The organism is Streptomyces sp. NPDC023157, from assembly GCF_055560575.1.
The window spans coordinates 790,382-806,534 of the sequence record NZ_JBVHIL010000001.1; the positions used below are offsets into that span (position 1 = coordinate 790,382).

At 72.2% G+C, this 16,153-nt stretch carries 16 protein-coding genes; 4 read left to right on the forward strand and 12 right to left on the reverse strand.

Going from position 1 to position 16,153, the window contains the following annotated elements; translation table 11 throughout:
• Positions 1 to 289 precede the first annotated feature (289 nt).
• Both ACZ3ZE_RS03680 and ACZ3ZE_RS03685 read left to right on the forward strand, forming a co-directional pair.
• Entirely contained in the window at positions 290 to 1,324 is a 1,035-nt protein-coding gene (locus tag ACZ3ZE_RS03680; protein ID WP_361163290.1) for a M4 family metallopeptidase, read from the forward strand.
• Positions 1,325 to 1,344: 20 nt separating this feature from the next.
• A complete protein-coding gene (locus ACZ3ZE_RS03685) occupies positions 1,345 to 1,611 on the forward strand; it encodes a protealysin inhibitor emfourin (protein ID WP_361163288.1) in 267 nt (88 codons plus the stop codon).
• A gap of 45 nt (positions 1,612 to 1,656) precedes the next feature.
• Here ACZ3ZE_RS03685 and era read toward each other — a convergent pair whose 3' ends face one another.
• From era to ACZ3ZE_RS03715, 6 genes are all read right to left on the reverse strand, one after another.
• Complete coding sequence (gene era / locus ACZ3ZE_RS03690; protein ID WP_382748331.1) at positions 1,657 to 2,607, reverse strand: GTPase Era; 951 nt, start codon at positions 2,605 to 2,607, stop codon at positions 1,657 to 1,659.
• 21 nt (positions 2,608 to 2,628) lie between these two features.
• Positions 2,629 to 3,612: a DUF916 domain-containing protein gene (locus ACZ3ZE_RS03695; protein WP_467257223.1), complete on the reverse strand. Its 984-nt coding sequence runs from the start codon at positions 3,610 to 3,612 to the stop codon at positions 2,629 to 2,631.
• A 62-nt stretch (positions 3,613 to 3,674) separates the two neighbouring features.
• On the reverse strand, positions 3,675 to 5,018 hold the full coding sequence (locus ACZ3ZE_RS03700) for a beta-xylosidase (RefSeq protein ID WP_361163285.1): 1,344 nt from the start codon (positions 5,016 to 5,018) through the stop codon (positions 3,675 to 3,677).
• Between the two features lie 203 nt (positions 5,019 to 5,221).
• Positions 5,222 to 5,701: a hypothetical protein gene (locus ACZ3ZE_RS03705; RefSeq protein ID WP_361163283.1), complete on the reverse strand. Its 480-nt coding sequence runs from the start codon at positions 5,699 to 5,701 to the stop codon at positions 5,222 to 5,224.
• A 202-nt stretch (positions 5,702 to 5,903) separates the two neighbouring features.
• Complete coding sequence (locus ACZ3ZE_RS03710; RefSeq protein ID WP_361163281.1) at positions 5,904 to 6,266, reverse strand: cytidine deaminase; 363 nt, start codon at positions 6,264 to 6,266, stop codon at positions 5,904 to 5,906.
• A gap of 114 nt (positions 6,267 to 6,380) precedes the next feature.
• Positions 6,381 to 7,268 (reverse strand): helix-turn-helix transcriptional regulator, encoded by an 888-nt coding sequence (locus ACZ3ZE_RS03715; RefSeq protein WP_361163279.1) that lies wholly within the window; start codon positions 7,266 to 7,268, stop codon positions 6,381 to 6,383.
• 92 nt (positions 7,269 to 7,360) lie between these two features.
• Here ACZ3ZE_RS03715 and ACZ3ZE_RS03720 point away from each other — a divergent pair, with 92 nt between their 5' ends.
• Positions 7,361 to 8,785: an MFS transporter gene (locus ACZ3ZE_RS03720; RefSeq protein ID WP_361623976.1), complete on the forward strand. Its 1,425-nt coding sequence runs from the start codon at positions 7,361 to 7,363 to the stop codon at positions 8,783 to 8,785.
• Between the two features lies 1 nt (position 8,786).
• Here the strand turns inward: ACZ3ZE_RS03720 and ACZ3ZE_RS03725 are convergent, their stop codons facing one another.
• The 5 genes from ACZ3ZE_RS03725 to ACZ3ZE_RS03745 all read right to left on the reverse strand — a co-directional run bounded on the left by ACZ3ZE_RS03725 (position 8,787) and on the right by ACZ3ZE_RS03745 (position 13,415).
• Positions 8,787 to 9,140, reverse strand: a complete 354-nt coding sequence (locus tag ACZ3ZE_RS03725; protein WP_361163275.1) for an MmcQ/YjbR family DNA-binding protein — start codon at positions 9,138 to 9,140, stop codon at positions 8,787 to 8,789.
• A complete protein-coding gene (locus ACZ3ZE_RS03730; RefSeq protein ID WP_361163273.1) occupies positions 9,137 to 10,444 on the reverse strand; it encodes a hemolysin family protein in 1,308 nt (435 codons plus the stop codon). The genes ACZ3ZE_RS03725 and ACZ3ZE_RS03730 overlap by 4 nt, the downstream gene beginning before the upstream one ends.
• Positions 10,445 to 10,454: 10 nt before the next feature.
• Complete coding sequence (gene ybeY, locus ACZ3ZE_RS03735; RefSeq protein ID WP_361163271.1) at positions 10,455 to 10,952, reverse strand: rRNA maturation RNase YbeY; 498 nt, start codon at positions 10,950 to 10,952, stop codon at positions 10,455 to 10,457.
• A 12-nt stretch (positions 10,953 to 10,964) separates the two neighbouring features.
• Positions 10,965 to 12,050 carry a PhoH family protein gene (locus ACZ3ZE_RS03740; RefSeq protein ID WP_361163269.1) on the reverse strand — a complete coding sequence of 362 codons (1,086 nt, stop codon included), beginning with the start codon at positions 12,048 to 12,050 and terminating at the stop codon, positions 10,965 to 10,967.
• A gap of 249 nt (positions 12,051 to 12,299) precedes the next feature.
• Complete coding sequence (locus tag ACZ3ZE_RS03745; protein WP_361163267.1) at positions 12,300 to 13,415, reverse strand: carbohydrate kinase family protein; 1,116 nt, start codon at positions 13,413 to 13,415, stop codon at positions 12,300 to 12,302.
• A gap of 270 nt (positions 13,416 to 13,685) precedes the next feature.
• On the opposite strand from ACZ3ZE_RS03745, the gene ACZ3ZE_RS03750 reads away from it, so the two are divergent.
• Positions 13,686 to 14,966, forward strand: a complete 1,281-nt coding sequence (locus ACZ3ZE_RS03750) for an MFS transporter (RefSeq protein WP_442303813.1) — start codon at positions 13,686 to 13,688, stop codon at positions 14,964 to 14,966.
• A gap of 143 nt (positions 14,967 to 15,109) precedes the next feature.
• Here ACZ3ZE_RS03750 and ACZ3ZE_RS03755 read toward each other — a convergent pair whose 3' ends face one another.
• Complete coding sequence (locus tag ACZ3ZE_RS03755) at positions 15,110 to 16,114, reverse strand: adenosine deaminase (RefSeq protein ID WP_361163263.1); 1,005 nt, start codon at positions 16,112 to 16,114, stop codon at positions 15,110 to 15,112.
• Positions 16,115 to 16,153: the final 39 nt, after the last annotated feature.

Here is a 16,153-nt window from a genome sequence, read left to right on the forward strand (position 1 = left end):
GGGCTCCTCGGAGGTCCTGAGAGAGGGACGGCCGACTGTCGAACGCAACACCGAAACCCGCGGGGAGGGGGTCGGCCTACGACTACAGGCCCTCGCCGCGGCAGCTAAGGAGAAGCAGCCCGAAACGCATGATGTGCGTCACCATAGCCCAGCACCGGCGGAGGCGGACGTCCCGTTTCAGTATGCGGGACGGCTTCGGCGTCAATACCGAAAGGTGACCCATCACTCCATTTCGCCAATCATGGTCGCAAGCCGTGACACCGGCACCACTCAGTGCCACATTGCTGCCATGACTCCCCACTTCTGCGCGATCGTCCCGCCGCACATCCTGGAGCACCTGGCCCGGTCCGGGGACCCGGCCGTCGCCCAGGCCGCCCGGCGGACCCTCGCGGTCGACGCCTCCCAGCGCACCGCCCGCAGGCTGGCCCCGCCCGCGGACCGCGCCGGGACCCCCGGCACGGTCCACCGCACCCTGTACGACACGCACAACAGCACCACGCTGCCGGGCACCGAGATCCGCGACGAGGGCGGGCCCGCGACCGACGACGCCACCGCCAACCGGGCGTACGCGGGGCTCGGCGCCACCTTCGAGCTCTTCGAGAAGGCCTACGGCCGCGACTCGATCGACGGCGCCGGCATGCCGCTGCTCGCGACCGTCCACTACGACGAGAAGTACGACAACGCCTTCTGGAACGGCGAGCAGATGGTGTTCGGCGACGGTGACGGCGAGCTCTTCCTCGACTTCACCATCCCGGTCGACGTCATCGGGCACGAGCTCACCCACGGCGTCACCCAGCACACCGCGAACCTCGCCTACTACGGCCAGTCGGGCGCACTCAACGAGTCCCTCTCCGACGTCTTCGGCTCGCTCGTGAAGCAGTACGCGCTCGGCCAGTCGGCCGACCGCGCCGACTGGCTCATCGGCGCCGGGCTGCTCGGGCCCGCCATCGACAAGGGCTCGGCCCTGCGCTCCATGAAGGAGCCGGGCACGGCCTACGACGACGACGTCCTCGGCAAGGACCCGCAGCCCGCGACGATGGACGACTACGTCCGTACGCACGCGGACAACGGCGGCGTCCACATCAACTCGGGCATCCCCAACCACGCCTTCTATCTGGCCGCCACCGCCCTCGGCGGCAACGCGTGGGAGCGGGCCGGGCAGATCTGGTACGACACGCTGACCGGCGGCACGCTGGACCAGGAGGCCACGTTCAAGGAGTTCGCGGCGGCCACGGTCGCGGCGGCGAAGGCCCGCTACGGCGAGGGCGACGAGGTCAAGGCCGTCACGGACGCCTGGTCGACGGTCGGCGTGCCGACCCGCTGAGGGTGCGGTAGACAGGCCCCATGAAAATTCGCGTCGTACGCACAGGGGGCTTCGCGGGCATCGAGAAGTCGGCGGAGGTGGAGACCGACGGCCGGCCGGACGACGAGCGGCTGCGGTCCCTGGCCCGCGAGGCCCTCGCCGCCCCGCCGCCGCCGGAGACCCGCGGGGTCCCGGACGGCTTCGGCTACGAGATCACGATCGACGGCAAGACGGTGAAGTGGGCGGACCCCCACCTCACCGAGGAGCAGCGCGAGCTGATCCAGCTCGTGCTGAAGGAAGGCGCGTAACGGCCCGGCGGCCGGGGGCTCCACGAGCCCCCGGGTCCCCCTGGGCTAGAAGCCCAGCTTCCTGAGCTGCTTCGGGTCCCGCTGCCAGTCCTTGGCCACCTTCACGTGGAGGTCGAGGAAGACGGGGGTCCCGAGCAGCGCCTCGATGTGCTTGCGGGACTTCATGCCGACCTCCTTGAGGCGGCTGCCCTTGGGGCCGATGATGATGCCCTTCTGGCTGGGGCGCTCGATGTACACGTTGGCGTGGATGTCGAGCAGCGGCCGGTCCGCCGGGCGGTTCTCGCGCGGGATCATCTCCTCGACGACCACCGCGATGGAGTGCGGCAGCTCGTCCCGTACGCCTTCGAGCGCGGCCTCGCGGATCAGCTCCGCGACCATGACCATCTCGGGCTCGTCGGTGAGGTCGCCCTCGGGGTAGAGCGGCGGGGACTCCGGCAGCAGCGGGATGAGCAGGTCGGCGACGAGCTGGACCTGCTTGTTGCCCACGGCCGAGACGGGGACGATCTGCGCCCACTCGAAGCCCAGCTCCTTGCCGAGCTGGTCGATCGCGATCAGCTGCTCGGCGAGGGTCTTGGAGTCGACCAGGTCGGTCTTGGTGATGATCGCGACCTTGGGCGTCTTCTTGATCTCGGCGAGCTCCTTGGCGATGAAGCGGTCGCCGGGGCCGAGCTTCTGGTCGGCGGGCAGGCAGAAGCCGATCACGTCGACCTCGGCCCAGGTGGTGCGCACGACGTCGTTGAGACGTTCGCCGAGCAGGGTGCGCGGCTTGTGGAGCCCGGGGGTGTCGACCAGGATCAGCTGGGCGTCGGGGCGGTGCACGATGCCACGGACGGTGTGCCGGGTCGTCTGCGGCCGGTTGGAGGTGATGGCCACCTTCTGTCCGACCAGAGCGTTCGTGAGGGTGGACTTGCCCGCGTTGGGGCGGCCGACGAAGCAGGCGAAGCCGGCCCGGTGGGGGGCGGTGTTCTCATCAGTACGAGCGCTCATGGGGGCCATTCTCCCCGATGGACGGCCGCCTCACGTACTCAGCGCCCTGCGACGCCGTATCCGCAGGCCGAACAGCCCCGCCGCACCCCCGGCGACGAGCACCGCGAGAGGCAGCCACGGCAGGGCGACGAAGGAGACCCGGCCGGACTCGCGGACGTCCTTGGCGGTCGCCGTCAGGGTCAGCTCACCCCAGTCGAGCTGCGGGGATCCGGCCCACCGCTCGCTGAGCCGGATCTTCTGCCGGGGCAGCAGTTCGGCGGGGAGCCGGTCCAGGTCGCGGGTGAGCAGGGTGCGGCCGAAGAGCCCCTGGGCCTTGAGGGCGACCTTGGGGTTGAGGGTGACGTTCCCGCGGTTGTAGAGGGTGTACGAGACGACGGCGGTGCTCGTGCCGGCGCCGGGGACGAGCGGCCGGTCCTGTTCCAGGGTGACGTCCTCGACGCCGAGGGCGGGCACGGTGGGGCCGCCGACCCGCAGGTAGACCCGGGCGCCGACGGCGCGCTGCACGCCGAGCGCGACGGAGCCGCCGGAGCCCTTGGCGATCCGTTCGTCGAGGGCGACGACGGCGCCGGGGTGGTCGCCGGGCGCGGCGTCGGCGGGGACGGTGAGGGTGTAGGGGACGGTGACGGAGGAGTGCGGCGGGACGGTGACCCGGTCGCGCTCGGGGCGGATCCAGGCGCCGGCGCCGGTCTGCCTCTCCTGCCGGGTGCGGACGGCGAAGCCGCCGTCGCGTTCGGTGTTGTAGGCGTCGGCCCCGTACAGCAGGAAGGTGAGCGGGGCGGCGGTCTTGTTGGCGACGGTGACCCGGTCGGTGACCGTGCTTCCGGGGTCCGCGGAGAGGTAGAAGTACGGGCGGCTGCCGAGCCGCGAGGCCGCCGGGTAGACGGCCCACTCGCCGTTCTCGGCGGCGGAGGCGGGCGCGGCGGCGGTCCCGCCGAGCAGCAGTACGGCGCCCAGCACACTCAGGGCGCGCACGACGCGGCGGACGCTCAGGAGGAGGACGTACGGCTTGCGCACGGGTGCGGACCCCTTGGGAAGTGTGACGGGCCGGCCGGGTGCGCGGCCGGCCCGTCGGGCGGTCAGGACAGCGTCAGCGTGAGCACGCCCGCGTAACTGCCGGGCGCCGTGAACGCCGGGACGTCGAGGGAGAGCCCCGCGTCGATGGTGAACTCGCCGCCGGTGAGAGTGCCGTTGGGCGTGGAGGCGAGGGTGGCGCCGGTGGCGCCGACGGGGCCCGCCGCGCCGGGGGCACAGGTGCTGGGGCTGCCGGCCTTGGTGGTGCAGGACGGCGTCCAGCTGAGCCGGTCGGCGCCGATGGCCCCGCCCGGTCCGGTGAAGTCGGTGACCTTGCCGGTCAGGGACCAGCCCGCGGGACCGCCGCGGAAGTCCTTGACCGTCACCGTCTGCAGGGGTCCGGTGGCGGCGCCGCCCTGGCCGAAGTCGACGGCCGAGAGCTGCACGGCGTCACCGGCCTGGGTCATCGACAGCTGGCCCGCCGTGACCGAGGCCGTGATCTTCTGGCTGTTCGGCGGGGTCGGGGTGTCGTCGATGACCTGGTACGCGACGGGGCCCGCGCCCTTGTCGGGGTCCCAGGCCGCACCCTCGTAGGCCACGACCCCGGTGGTCGCCTTGTCGTTGACCTTCAGGCGGGCCGCGAAGCCGCCCTCACTGTCGGTCGTGACGGTCATCCGGTCGGCGGTCTCCGCCGCTCCGGCCCGGCCGACGACGGTGACCTCGGCGAGCGGGGTGAACTTGGCGCCGGAGACGGTGACCCGGACGCCGGGCGCGCCGGAGGCGTTGTCGAGCTGGAGCGCCCGCTCGTTGGCGCCGGGCTGCGCGGTCGCCGTGACCGTCTCGGAGACGGGCGCCGGCGGGTTCTTGACCGTGCAGGGGGTGTCGAGCTCCATCAGGTAGCTCGTGTGGATGTTGTAGTCGCCGGGCGAGAGGGTGATCGCGCCGGGCGTGGTGACCGTGAAGGTGCCGGTCATGGAGAACGCCGGGAAGGTGCCCTTGCCCGGGATGGGCGGGTTCTTCTTCTGCCCGGTGACGGTGACCGCGCCGGACTGGGCGCCGCCGAGGGCGACCTTGCCGCTCGGGGTCATGATGTCGGCCGGGAGGGCGAGGTCCACCGGGTTGGAGGCGGCGGGCTTGGTGACCGTGTAGGTGACCTTGACCGTGTCGCCGACCTTGGGCGCGGCGTTGTCGACGGTGATCTGAGCCGTGGTGGTGCCGTCGATCGGCGGGATGCCCGCGATCGGCGGCGGCACGCAGTGCGTGGCGAAGTCCACGGGCAGGGAGGTCGAGGTGGCTCCGGCCGGTGCGGCGAGCGCGCCGCCGGCGGTGAGCGCGAGCGCGGTGGCGCCGAGGACGGCCGTCCAGCGACGCCGTCTTCGAGCCGCCGCGCGGCTTCGTTCGAGTGCCATGTGGGTCCCCTCCTGAGGGATGAGAGGGCGCCATTGACGGCTGCGGGCCGAGAGAAGTCAATGGAATCGAAACACAGCGACTGATGACCCATCAGATGATGTCAAGATCGTCTCGTGTCCGGATATCCGCAGGTCAGACCCGGTCGACACAGCAACGACCGGCACCGCCCTCGGCGGTACCGGTCGGCCGTGCGGGGTGAGGATCAGCTGAACACGAAGGGACCGGGCGTCTGCGAGGTGAGGGCGTCACAGTTCACCGTGACGCCGAAGATCACCATCTTGAGTGCGACGCCCGCGAAGTACGAGTTGAGGCTGTCGCCCGAGGCGACGGTCCCACTGAGCGGGCCCATGGTGACCGACTGGTTCGCGGCGAGCGCCGGGTTCTTGGTCCCGGTGAACACCCGGGTACCGCCGCCGGCCTTGGCCAGGGTCAGGGTGGAGCTGATGGTGTCCTTGCCGACCGCGATCGGCGTCTTCACCGCCGAGGTGATGGTGATCGTCGCGGACGTGCCGCTCTGCGTGGCCGTGAGGGTGGCGCCGCCGCCGCCCCAGGACCCGCAGTCGTAGGTGGCGGTGGCCGTGCCGGGCGACACGGCGTAGGCGCCCGGTGCGAGGGCGAGGCCGGTGGCGGCGAGCGCTCCGGCGAGCACCGCGGTGGCCCCCAAACTGCTTCTGCGTCTCATGACGAGTCGTACCCCTTCCGATGACGAACGCAGGGGTGCGGACACTGCGTCTGCGAGGAGATCTGACGGTCCGTCGGACCGGTCGCTGTTATTGATGCGCACCGGAGCGGGGAAGGCAAGAGAAGTTCCGTTGATCCTTCACAAACACACAAGAGGCCCGGCACGGGACGCGTGCCGGGCCTCTCGCGGGTGGGTACGGGGCTCAGCCCGCGGAGACCGCGGCCTTCAGACGCCCGTCCGTACCGGCCAGCAGCACCGGGGTCTCCGGCCCGCCCAGGTCGCGCACCGCCGCGCGGTCCGCGTCGGAGGCGGCCTCCGCGGCGGAGACGACGGCCGCGGCCTCCAGCGACTGGGCACCGCTGGCCACGGCCATGGCGACCGCGGTCTGCAACGCGCTCAGCTTGAGCGACTCCAGCGCGACCGTGCCGGCGACATACGTCCGCCCGGTCTCGTCACGCACCGCCGCACCCTCGGGCACCCCGTTACGGGCGCGGGCGCTGCGCGCCAGCGTGATGATCTTGAGGTCCTCTGCGCCGAGGTCGTCGTGCTCGCGGTTGAGTGTCATGCCCCGAGGATAGGTCGGGCCGGCCCGCCCACGGGTGGGTCACCGGACTCCGGACACCCGGCGTCCCGGCCAGCGGACACCGGCCCACCGCTCCCGGACACCCGCGTGGTCCGCTCAGCCCGCCACCGGGTACATCGCCCCCCGCCGGCCCTCCGGGGAGACCAGCCACTCCAGCTTGGCGGCGGTGTCCGCCTCCTGGAGCGGGGTGTGCAGGACGATCACCAGGTCGGGGCGGGCCGGGACGCGCAGCTGGGTGGCCTCCACGACCAGGGGGCCGACCAGCGGGTGTTCCATCTCCTTGCGGTTCTGGCCGCCGGGCAGGATGTCCCGGCGCTGCCACAGCTCCGTGAACTCCTCGCTCGCCGCCTTGGCCTCCTCGACCACCTGCCGGAAGCCCTCGTCGTCCGGGCACTCCGAGCAGGCCGCGCGGAACTGGGCGACGACCTTCGGCGCGAGCTCCTGCCAGCGGGGCGAACGCACCCGGTAGAGCGGGTCCGTGAAGAAGGCGATCAGGCAGTTCTGCACGATCTCCGGGCGCATGCCGAGCACGATCGCCGCCGCGTCGTTGTACATCACGGTGTTCCAGTACTGGTCCATGATGTGCGCCGGGAACGGCATCCACGTGTCGATCAGCCGCCGCAGCCCGTGACACATGTCCCGGTCCTCCGGGGCCAACTCCGGCGCCGGCGGGTTCAGCGCCGCCAGCACGTACAGATGGCGCCGCTCGGTCGGGCTCAGCCGCAGCACCCGCGCCACCGAGTCGAGGACCTGCGCCGACACCGTGATGTCCCGGCCCTGCTCCAGCCACTGGTACCAGGACACCCCGACCCCGGCGAGGACGGCGACCTCCTCGCGGCGCAGCCCCGGGGTGCGGCGCCGGGCGCCGCCGTCGGGCAGGCCCGCCTCGGCGGGGCTCACCCGGGCCCGTCGGCTCCTCAGGAACTCGCGGAGCTCGGCCAGTCGGTGCGACTTGGCGTCGGCGCTCTCCAGTGGCGTGGCCACGTGTGCTTCCTCCCCCTGGCTGCCTGGTGGTGCGACCAACAGGATAAGTTCCCGCTCCCCACCGTTGTTCCCGAGCCACGAGAGTCGTGGGCATGGCAACCGTGACCTCTCCGGACTCTCCCCCGGCCCAGCAGACCTCCCCCGCTCCCGCACCCTCCCCCGCTCCCCCGGCGCTCTCCGGCCGCGCCCGTCTCATCCTGATCGTGCTGTGCGCCGCCCAGTTCATGGTGGCGCTGGACTTCTCCGTCCTGAACGTGGCGCTGCCGGTGCTCGGCGCAGACCTCGGCCTCAGCCCCGCCGCGCTCCAGTGGGCGGTCACCGCCTTCGCCCTGCCGTCCGGCGGCTTCCTGCTGCTGTCCGGCCGGCTCGGCGACCTGTACGGGCGCAAGAAGCTGTTCCTCACCGGCCTCGCGCTGTTCGGCGCGGCCTCCCTGCTCGCCACCCTCGCCTGGGACCCGGCCTCCTTCCTCACCGGGCGCGCCCTGCAGGGTCTCGGCGCGGCGATGATCGTGCCGACCGGCATGTCCCTGCTGACCACCACCTTCCCGGAGGGCCCGCAGCGCGACCGGGCGCTCGGCATCTCCGGCACCCTGCTGTCGCTGGGCTTCACCGTCGGCATGGTCCTCGGCGGCGTCATGACCGACGCCCTGGGCTGGCGCTCCACGATGGCCCTGCTCACCCTGTTCAGCGTGATCGTGCTGCCGCTGGCGCCGGGCCTGCTGCCGGAGTCCCGCACCCCGGAGCGACCGAAGCTGGACGTGCCGGGCGCGGTGACCGTCACCGGCGGTCTGCTCTCGCTGATCTACGCCCTGTCGACGGCGGCCGAGCGCGGCTTCGGCGGCGCGGACGTCCTGGTCACCCTGGTCGCGGGCATCGCCCTGCTGACGGCGTTCGTGGTCGTGGAGTCCCGCAGCTCCGCGCCGCTGGTGTCGCTGCCGATGCTGAAGCGGCGCACGGTCGCCTTCGGCAACCTGGGCGGGATCATCACCTTCTCGATGATGTCGACGGTCGTCTTCGTCCTGACCCTGTACCTCCAGGAGACGCTGGGCCTCTCCGGCTTCCTCACCGGTCTGGTCTTCGGCGTCCAGGGCCTGCTGTCGGTCTTCGCGGGCTCGGCGGCCCCGAAGGTGATCGGCCGCTTCGGCGCCCGCCGCACCCTGGTGGTCTCGCTCGTCGGGCAGGGCCTGTTCACGGCGGCGATCCTGGGCATCGGCGCCACCTCGGGCGCCCTCCTCGCGACCTTGTTCGTCTCGCTGGGCTCGATGTGCCACCTGGGCGCGATCATCGCGTACGGCGTGACCGTCACCTCCGGCGTGCCCGACGAGGAGCAGGGCCTGGCCACCGGCCTGGTGACCACGACCCAGCAGGTCGGCATCACCGTCGGCATCCCGCTGCTCGGCGTGCTCGCCACCACGGGCGGGAACCTGTACGGCGGTGTCCGCACGGTCCTCGCCCTGGACGCGGCGATCGTGCTCGGCGCGGCCGTGGTGGTCGGGCTCGGGCTGCGCCGCCGGTGACTCAGGGGCGGTCGAGCCGGAGCCGTACCGCCTTCGGCAGGCCGGCGACCACGAGGTCGTACGAGTCCTCGACGAGCTCCCGGACCATCCGGTCCGGGAGTTCGCCGACGGTCACGGTGTTCCAGTGCCGCTTGTTCATGTGGTAGCCGGGGGCGATCGCCGGGTGCTCCTCGCGGAGCCGTACCGCCTCGTCCGGATCGCACTTGAGGTTGATCCGCAGCGGCTCGGAGTCCAGCGCCGCCAGCGCGAACATCTTCCCGGCGACCTTGAAGACGGAGGTCTCCGGCGTGAACGGGAACTCCTCCGTCGCGTCGTTGAAGTCCAGGCAGAACGCACGCAGCTGGTCGGGGGTCACGACGCCGGATCCTCCTTGGTCCCGGCCGGCTCGACCGGTTCGGCGAGCACGGTCACGATCTTGTTCCGGCGGCCGGCCGGGGACTCGGCGGTCAGCCGCAGCCGCCGCCCGTCGGGCAGCTCCACGACCGCGTTGGCACCGGCGATCGGCACCCGGCCGAGGGCCTTGGCGAGCAGTCCGCCGACGGTCTCCACGTCCTCGTCGTCGTACTCGTCGGGGCCGAAGCCGTAGAGCTCGCCGAGGTCGCCGATGTCGAGGCGGGCGGTGACCCGGTAGCGGTCGTCGCCGAGCTCCTCGACGGGCGGCAGCTCCCGGTCGTACTCGTCGGTGATCTCCCCGACGATCTCCTCCAGGATGTCCTCGATGGTGACGATGCCGGCCGTGCCGCCGTACTCGTCGATGACGACGGCGACGTGGTTGCGCTCCTGCTGCATCTCGCGCAGCAGGTCGCCCGCGTTCTTCGTGTCGGGCACGAACGCCGCCGGGCGCATCGCCGTCGACACCAGGTCCGCCTCGGCGTCCCGGTTGATGTGCGTCTTGCGGACCAGGTCCTTCAGATACACGATGCCGACGACGTCGTCCTCGTTCTCGCCGGTCACCGGGATGCGCGAGAAGCCGGAGCGCAGGGCGAGGGTGAGGGCCTGACGGACGGTCTTGTACCGCTCGATGCAGACCAGGTCGGTGCGCGGCACCATCACCTCGCGCACCAGGGTGTCGCCCAGCTCGAAGACGGAGTGCACCATGCGGCGCTCGTCGTCCTCGATGAGCGACTCCTGCTCGGCGAGGTCCACCATCGCCCGCAGCTCGGCCTCGGAGGCGAACGGGCCCTTGCGGAACCCCTTGCCGGGCGTGAGCGCGTTGCCGATGAGGATGAGCAGCTGCGGGATCGGGCCCATGATCCGGGCCAGCGGCAGCAGCACGTACGCGGCGGCGGTCGCCGTGTTCAGCGGGTGCTGGCGCCCGATGGTGCGCGGGGAGACACCGACGGCGACGTACGACACCAGCACCATGACGGCGATGGCGACGAGCAGCGCCTCCCAGGTCTCCGGGAACTCCTCCAGGCAGGCGTACGTGACGAGGACGCCGGCCGCCATCTCGCAGGCGACCCGGACGAGCAGCGCCACGTTGAGATAGCGGGTCGGGTCGGCGGCGACCTGCGCCAGCTTCTCGGCACCGCGCCGCCCCGACCGCACGGCCTCGGCGGCGCGGAAGCTGGAGACGCGGGCGAGGCCGGCCTCGGCGCAGGCGGCGAGCCAGGCGACGACGACCAGGGCGACCGCGCCCAGGATCAACTGAGCACTCATGGCCGCCCGCTCAGGAGACGGTGGGGGCCGGGGACGGGCCGGTCAGGCCCTTCTCCGCGCGCCAGCCGTCCACGATGGCGGCCTGCAGACCGAACATCTCGGCCTTCTCGTCCGGCTCCTCGTGGTCGTAGCCGAGCAGGTGCAGCACCCCGTGGACGGTGAGGAGCTGGAGCTCCTCGTCCATGGAGTGCTCGGTCGGGGCGTCCTTGCCCTGCTGGGTGGCGACCTCCGGGCAGAGCACGATGTCGCCGAGGAGCCCCTGCGGGGGCTCCTCGTCGTCCTTCGCCGGCGGACGGAGCTCGTCCATCGGGAAGGACATGACGTCCGTCGGGCCCGGGAGGTCCATCCACTGGATGTGGAGCTGCTCCATCGCGGCGGCGTCCACGACGATCACCGAGAGCTCGGAGAGCGGGTGGATGCGCATACGGGCGAGCGCGTAGCGGGCGATGTCGAGGATCGCCTGCTCGTCGACCTCGGTTCCGGACTCGTTGTTGACGTCGATCGACATGTGCTGCTGTTTCTACTTCCCGTTGCGGCCGCCGCCGCGGCTGGCGCCACGGCCCTCGTTGCGGCCCTCGTTGCGGATGTCGTACTGCTCGTACGCGTCGACGATACGGCCGACCAGCTTGTGCCGTACGACATCCTGCGACGTGAGCGTCGAGAAGTGCACGTCGGGGACGCCCTCCAGGATGTCCCGGACCTGCCTCAGACCGCTCTTCGTGCCGCCCGGCAGGTCGACCTGGGTGATGTCACCCGTGATGACGATCTTCGAGTCGAAGCCGAGGCGGGTGAGGAACATCTTCATCTGCTCGGGGCTCGTGTTCTGCGCCTCGTCGAGGATGATGAACGCGTCGTTGAGCGTCCGGCCCCGCATGTACGCCAGCGGCGCGACCTCGATCGTCCCGTTCGCCATCAGCTTCGGGATCGAGTCGGGGTCGAGCATGTCGTGCAGCGCGTCGTAGAGCGGCCGCAGATACGGGTCGATCTTCTCGTAGAGCGTGCCGGGCAGGAACCCGAGCCGCTCGCCCGCCTCGACCGCCGGCCGGGTCAGGATGATCCGGGTGACCTGCTTGGACTGCAGGGCCTGGACCGCCTTGGCCATGGCCAGATAGGTCTTTCCGGTACCGGCGGGGCCGATGCCGAAGACGATGGTGTGCTTGTCGATGGCGTCGACATAGCGCTTCTGGTTGAGGGTCTTGGGGCGGATCGTGCGACCGCGGCTGGAGAGGATGTTCTGCGTGAGCACCTCGGCCGGGGTCTCCTGGCCGCCCTCCCCCTCACCGTTCTCGCTCGCCCTGAGCATGGCGATCGAGCGTTCCACTGCGTCCTCCGTCATCGGCTGACCGGTGCGGAGCACCAGCATCATCTCGTCGAACAGGCGCTGGATCAGCGCGACTTCCGCGGCGTCTCCGACCGCGGTGACCTGGTTGCCCCGGACGTGGATGTCCGCGTCGGGGAACGAGTTCTCGATCACGCGCAGCAGGCTGTCACCGGATCCGAGAATGGTCACCATGGGGTGCTTGGCGGGGACGGTGAAGAGCGCGCGGGCCTGTGCGGGCGTCCCGTCGAGGGAGGCTCCGTCCTGGGCTGTGGGTGTCTGAGTCATGGGCCGGCACTGGGGCCTGCACATACCTCCCGTTGCAGGGTTCTCGCTGCTCGACAACCTCTCGGATACCAAGCCTACGACTCGGTACGGACATCCCAGAAGCGGTTTACGGGAGGCGGGCCGGGGGCGCCCGCGGGGCGGCGGCGGGCCGACGGGCGGAGCGCCTACGGGGCGGTGTGCCGGCGGGCGGCGGGCCGGCGGCGGGAGCACCCAGGGGGCGGCGCCCCGGCGGGCGCTCCGGGCCGCCGCTCAGGGGGCGGGCGCCGAGCGGAAGCCGATGGTGGGGACCGCCCGGCGCAGCGGCCAGGTGCGGTCCGGGACCGGCAGCAGCCGCTCCAGGAAGGCGTAGCGGCTGCGCAGCGCCTCCGGGTCCTGGCCCTCGTGGCCCTGGACCGTCTGCCACCAGGCGGCGATCTCGCCCCAGGTGGGCGCGGAGAGCGAGCCGCCGAACTCCTGCACGGACAGCGCGGCGGTCAGCCCCGCGAAGGCGAGCCGGTCGGCGAGCGGCCAGCCGGCGAGGGTGCCGGTGACGAAACCGGCGACGAAGACGTCCCCGGCGCCGGTCGGGTCGAGGGCGGCCACCTGGATCGCGGGCACCTCGGCGGTCTCGCCGGTGGCCCCGTCCACGGCGTAGGCCCCTTCGGAGCCGAGCGTGACGACGGCGTACCGCACCTTGTCGGCGAGGGCGCGGGCGGCGGCGCGCGGGCATTCGGTGCGGGTGTAGCGCATCGCCTCGGCCGCGTTGGGCAGGAAGGCCTCGCAGTGCTCCAGGTCGCCGAGACCGGCCAGGTCCCACCGGCCGGTGTCGTCCCAGCCGACGTCGGCGAAGACCTTGGCACCGCCGCGGGCGGCCCTGGCCACCCACTCCTCGCTGCGGCCCGGCACCAGGGAGGCGACGGCGGCGCGGGCGTGCGGCGGATAGGCGTGCGACGGATACGCCGGCAGGGAGCCGTCGAACGGCGGGGCGGCGTGCCCGTGGGACACCATGGTCCGCTCGCCCTCGTACGCCATGGAGACGGTGACGGGCGAATGCCAGCCGGGCACGGTCCGCGACAGCGAGAGGTCGATGCCCTCGCCCTGCGCCAGGGCGTCCCAGCAGTACTCGCCGTAGTGGTCGTCGCCGAAGGCGGCGGCGAGCGAGGTGCGCAGCCCCAGCCGGGCCAGCGCGGTCGCCATGTTGGCGACCCCGCCCGGACTGGATCCCATCCCCCGGGCCCAGGACTCCGTACCGCGCACGGGGGCGCTGTCGAGGCCCGTGAAGATGATGTCGAGGAAGACCGTGCCGGTGAGGAAGACGTCGCAGTCGGGATCGGTCGGCTCGCGCAGCCGGACCAGCGGGTCGACGTCGGTGTCGCGTTCGGTCACGGCAGGCTCCCCGGTCGTGGTGCGGCGGATCGGCACCCTGGTGCTGATCCGGACAGTGTGCCCGAAGGGGGTGGCGGGACAGGGGTGACGCAACGAGGTCGTCGCTTGATACCCACAGAACCCCATCCCAAACCGATCGTGACCCGTATCACAGATCCAATCGGGGGATAACGCCTTCTCCGCCCACTCGGATGCTTGATACACATGGTGCCGCGACCGTGTGGATCACCGGGCGTCATCTCATTTCCCTGTTCAGTCCCTGGAACGCCCATGCCCGCGCGCCCGCGTGCCCTGGGGGCCCTCGTCGCCCTTTTCACGGCCGGTTACCTCGCCCCGTACCTGCTGCCGACCGTCGTCGGCAGGCTGTCCGCCGGACTCGCCCTCAGTACCGCCCAAGCCGGACTGGTCGGCTCGATCCTGCTGCTCGGCTCGGCCTGCGCCGGCTTCGTCCTCGCGTCCCGCGTCGAACGGCTCGGCCCCCGCCGGGCCGCCCGCCTCGGACTGCTCGCCATGGCCCTCGGCTACGGGACGGCCGCCGCGAGCGGCACACCGCCGCCGGTCGTGGCGGGCGCGGTCCTCGGCGGCTTCGGCTCCGGCACCGCCACCGCCGTCGCCGCAGCGGGCATCGCCGGCCGCCCCGACCCCCACCGCGCGGCCACCCTGGGCCTCCTCAGCGTCTCCGCGACGGCGGGCGTCCTCTACCTGAGCCTGCCGCACCTCGGCGGCGGCCACGCCCTGCCGTTCGCGGCGATAGCGGCGACGGCCCTCCTGACCTACCCGACGACCACCCACCTCCCCACCACGCCCCCGACCCCCCACACTCCCCGCCCCCACCTCACCCCCCTCCCCCACCGCCGCGCGGGAGCCGTCCTGGCGGGCTCGATCCTGTGCTGGTCCATGGCCCAGAACGCGCTGTGGGGCGTCAGCGGCCGCATCGGCCTCACCCAGGCGGGCCTCTCCGAGGTCACCCTCGGCCTGGTCTTCGCCGCCGCCCTGGGCGCCGGACTCGCCGGCGTCACCGCCGCCGGAGCCCTGGGCCGCCGCCTCGGCCGCGTGACCCCCATCGGCGCCGGCACACTCCTCATCGCCCTCTGCGTCCTGCTCAGCTCGTCCGCCGAAGGCCCGTACTCCTTCGCGACCGGCGAGATCCTGTGGAACGCGGTCTACCCGGTCGTCCTGTCCTACCTCCTGGGCCTGGCCGCCTCCCTGGACCCGCGCGGCCGCTGGGCCGTCCTGGTCGGCTCGGCCTCCTCCCTGGGAGTGGCCTGCGGCCCGGTCACGGGCAGCACCCTGGCATCGGCAGCCGGCTACCAGGGCATGGGCCTGACCCTGTGCGCCCTGCTCCTGCTGGTGGCGGCCCCGATGACAGCGGTGGCCCACCGAACGACACCCCGTCCCCCCGCCCCGCCCCTTCCCGAACCGGGGGCAAGCCCCCAGCCCCCCGGACGGCCTGCGGCTGTGCCCTCAAACGCCGGGCGGGCTGGGTGGGACCCCCAGTCCCCACCCAGCCCATCCCCTCTGAGCACCCGCTCCAGCCCCGCCGGCGTTTGAGGAACTGGGCACGATCCAGCCCCGCCGGCGTTTGAGGCGCGGGGTCCGGGGCGGAGCCCCGGTTCGGGAAGGGGCGGGGTGGGGAATGGCCCGCCGCAGGCGCCCCCGCCCACCGAGCCGCCCCGCCCCGCCCAGCGCAGCGACTACGCCCCGCCACCCCCGAACCGATACGCCTCGACCTCCGCCAGGTACCGCCCCCGCAACCCCTCCGCGTCCTCAAGAAACGCCGCCAGGAACGAGTTCCGCGCCAAGGTCCGCAGCTCCTCCTCCCCCAGCCCCAGCGCATCCCGCACCGCGTCGAAGTTGTCGCCCGCGTAGCCCCCGAAGTACGCGGGGTCGTCGGAGTTGACCGTCGCCATGAGCCCCGCCGCCAGCATGGTCCGCAGCGGGTGGTCCTCGATGGTGTCGATCGTCCGCAGTCGTACGTTGGACAGCGGGCAGAGCGTCAGCGGCACCCGCTCGCGGGCGAGCCGCTCGACGAGCGACGGGTCTTCCAGGCAGCGCAGGCCGTGGTCGATCCGTTCGACGCCGAGGACGTCGAGGGCTTCGCGGATGTACGCGGCGGGGCCTTCCTCGCCGGCGTGCGCGACCCGGCGCAGTCCGAGCCGGGCGGCCTCCTCGTACACCTCGCGGAACTTGGCCGGCGGGTGGCCGACCTCCGCGGAGTCGAGGCCGACGCCGGTGATCCGGTGGAGGTACGGCTTCGCGGCCTCGAGGGTCGCCATCGCCGACTCGGCCGACTCGTCGCGCAGGAAGCACATGATGAGCCGGGTGGAGATCCCGTACCGCTCCTCCGCTCGGTCGAGGGCGACGCCGAGCCCGTCGACGACCACGCCGAACGGGAGCCCGCGGGCGGTGTGCGCCTGCGGGTCGAAGAAGATCTCGGCGTGCCGCACGCCCTGTTCGGCGGCCCGCGCGAGGTATGCGTCGGCGAGTTCGGTGAAGTCGTCGGCGGTGCGCAGGACGCCCATGAGGCCGTAGTACAGGTCCAGGAAGGACTGCAGGTCGCTGAAGCGGTACGCCTCGCGCAGGGCCTCGGTGTCGGCGTACGGCAGGGTGACGCCGTTGCGCGCGGCGAGCGCGAAGGCCAGTTCGGGTTCGAGGGTGCCCTCGATGTGGAGGTGCAGTTCGGCCTTGGGTACGGGCATGGTGCTGGTGCTTTCCTGGAGTGTCCGGGGGGTGCGGCG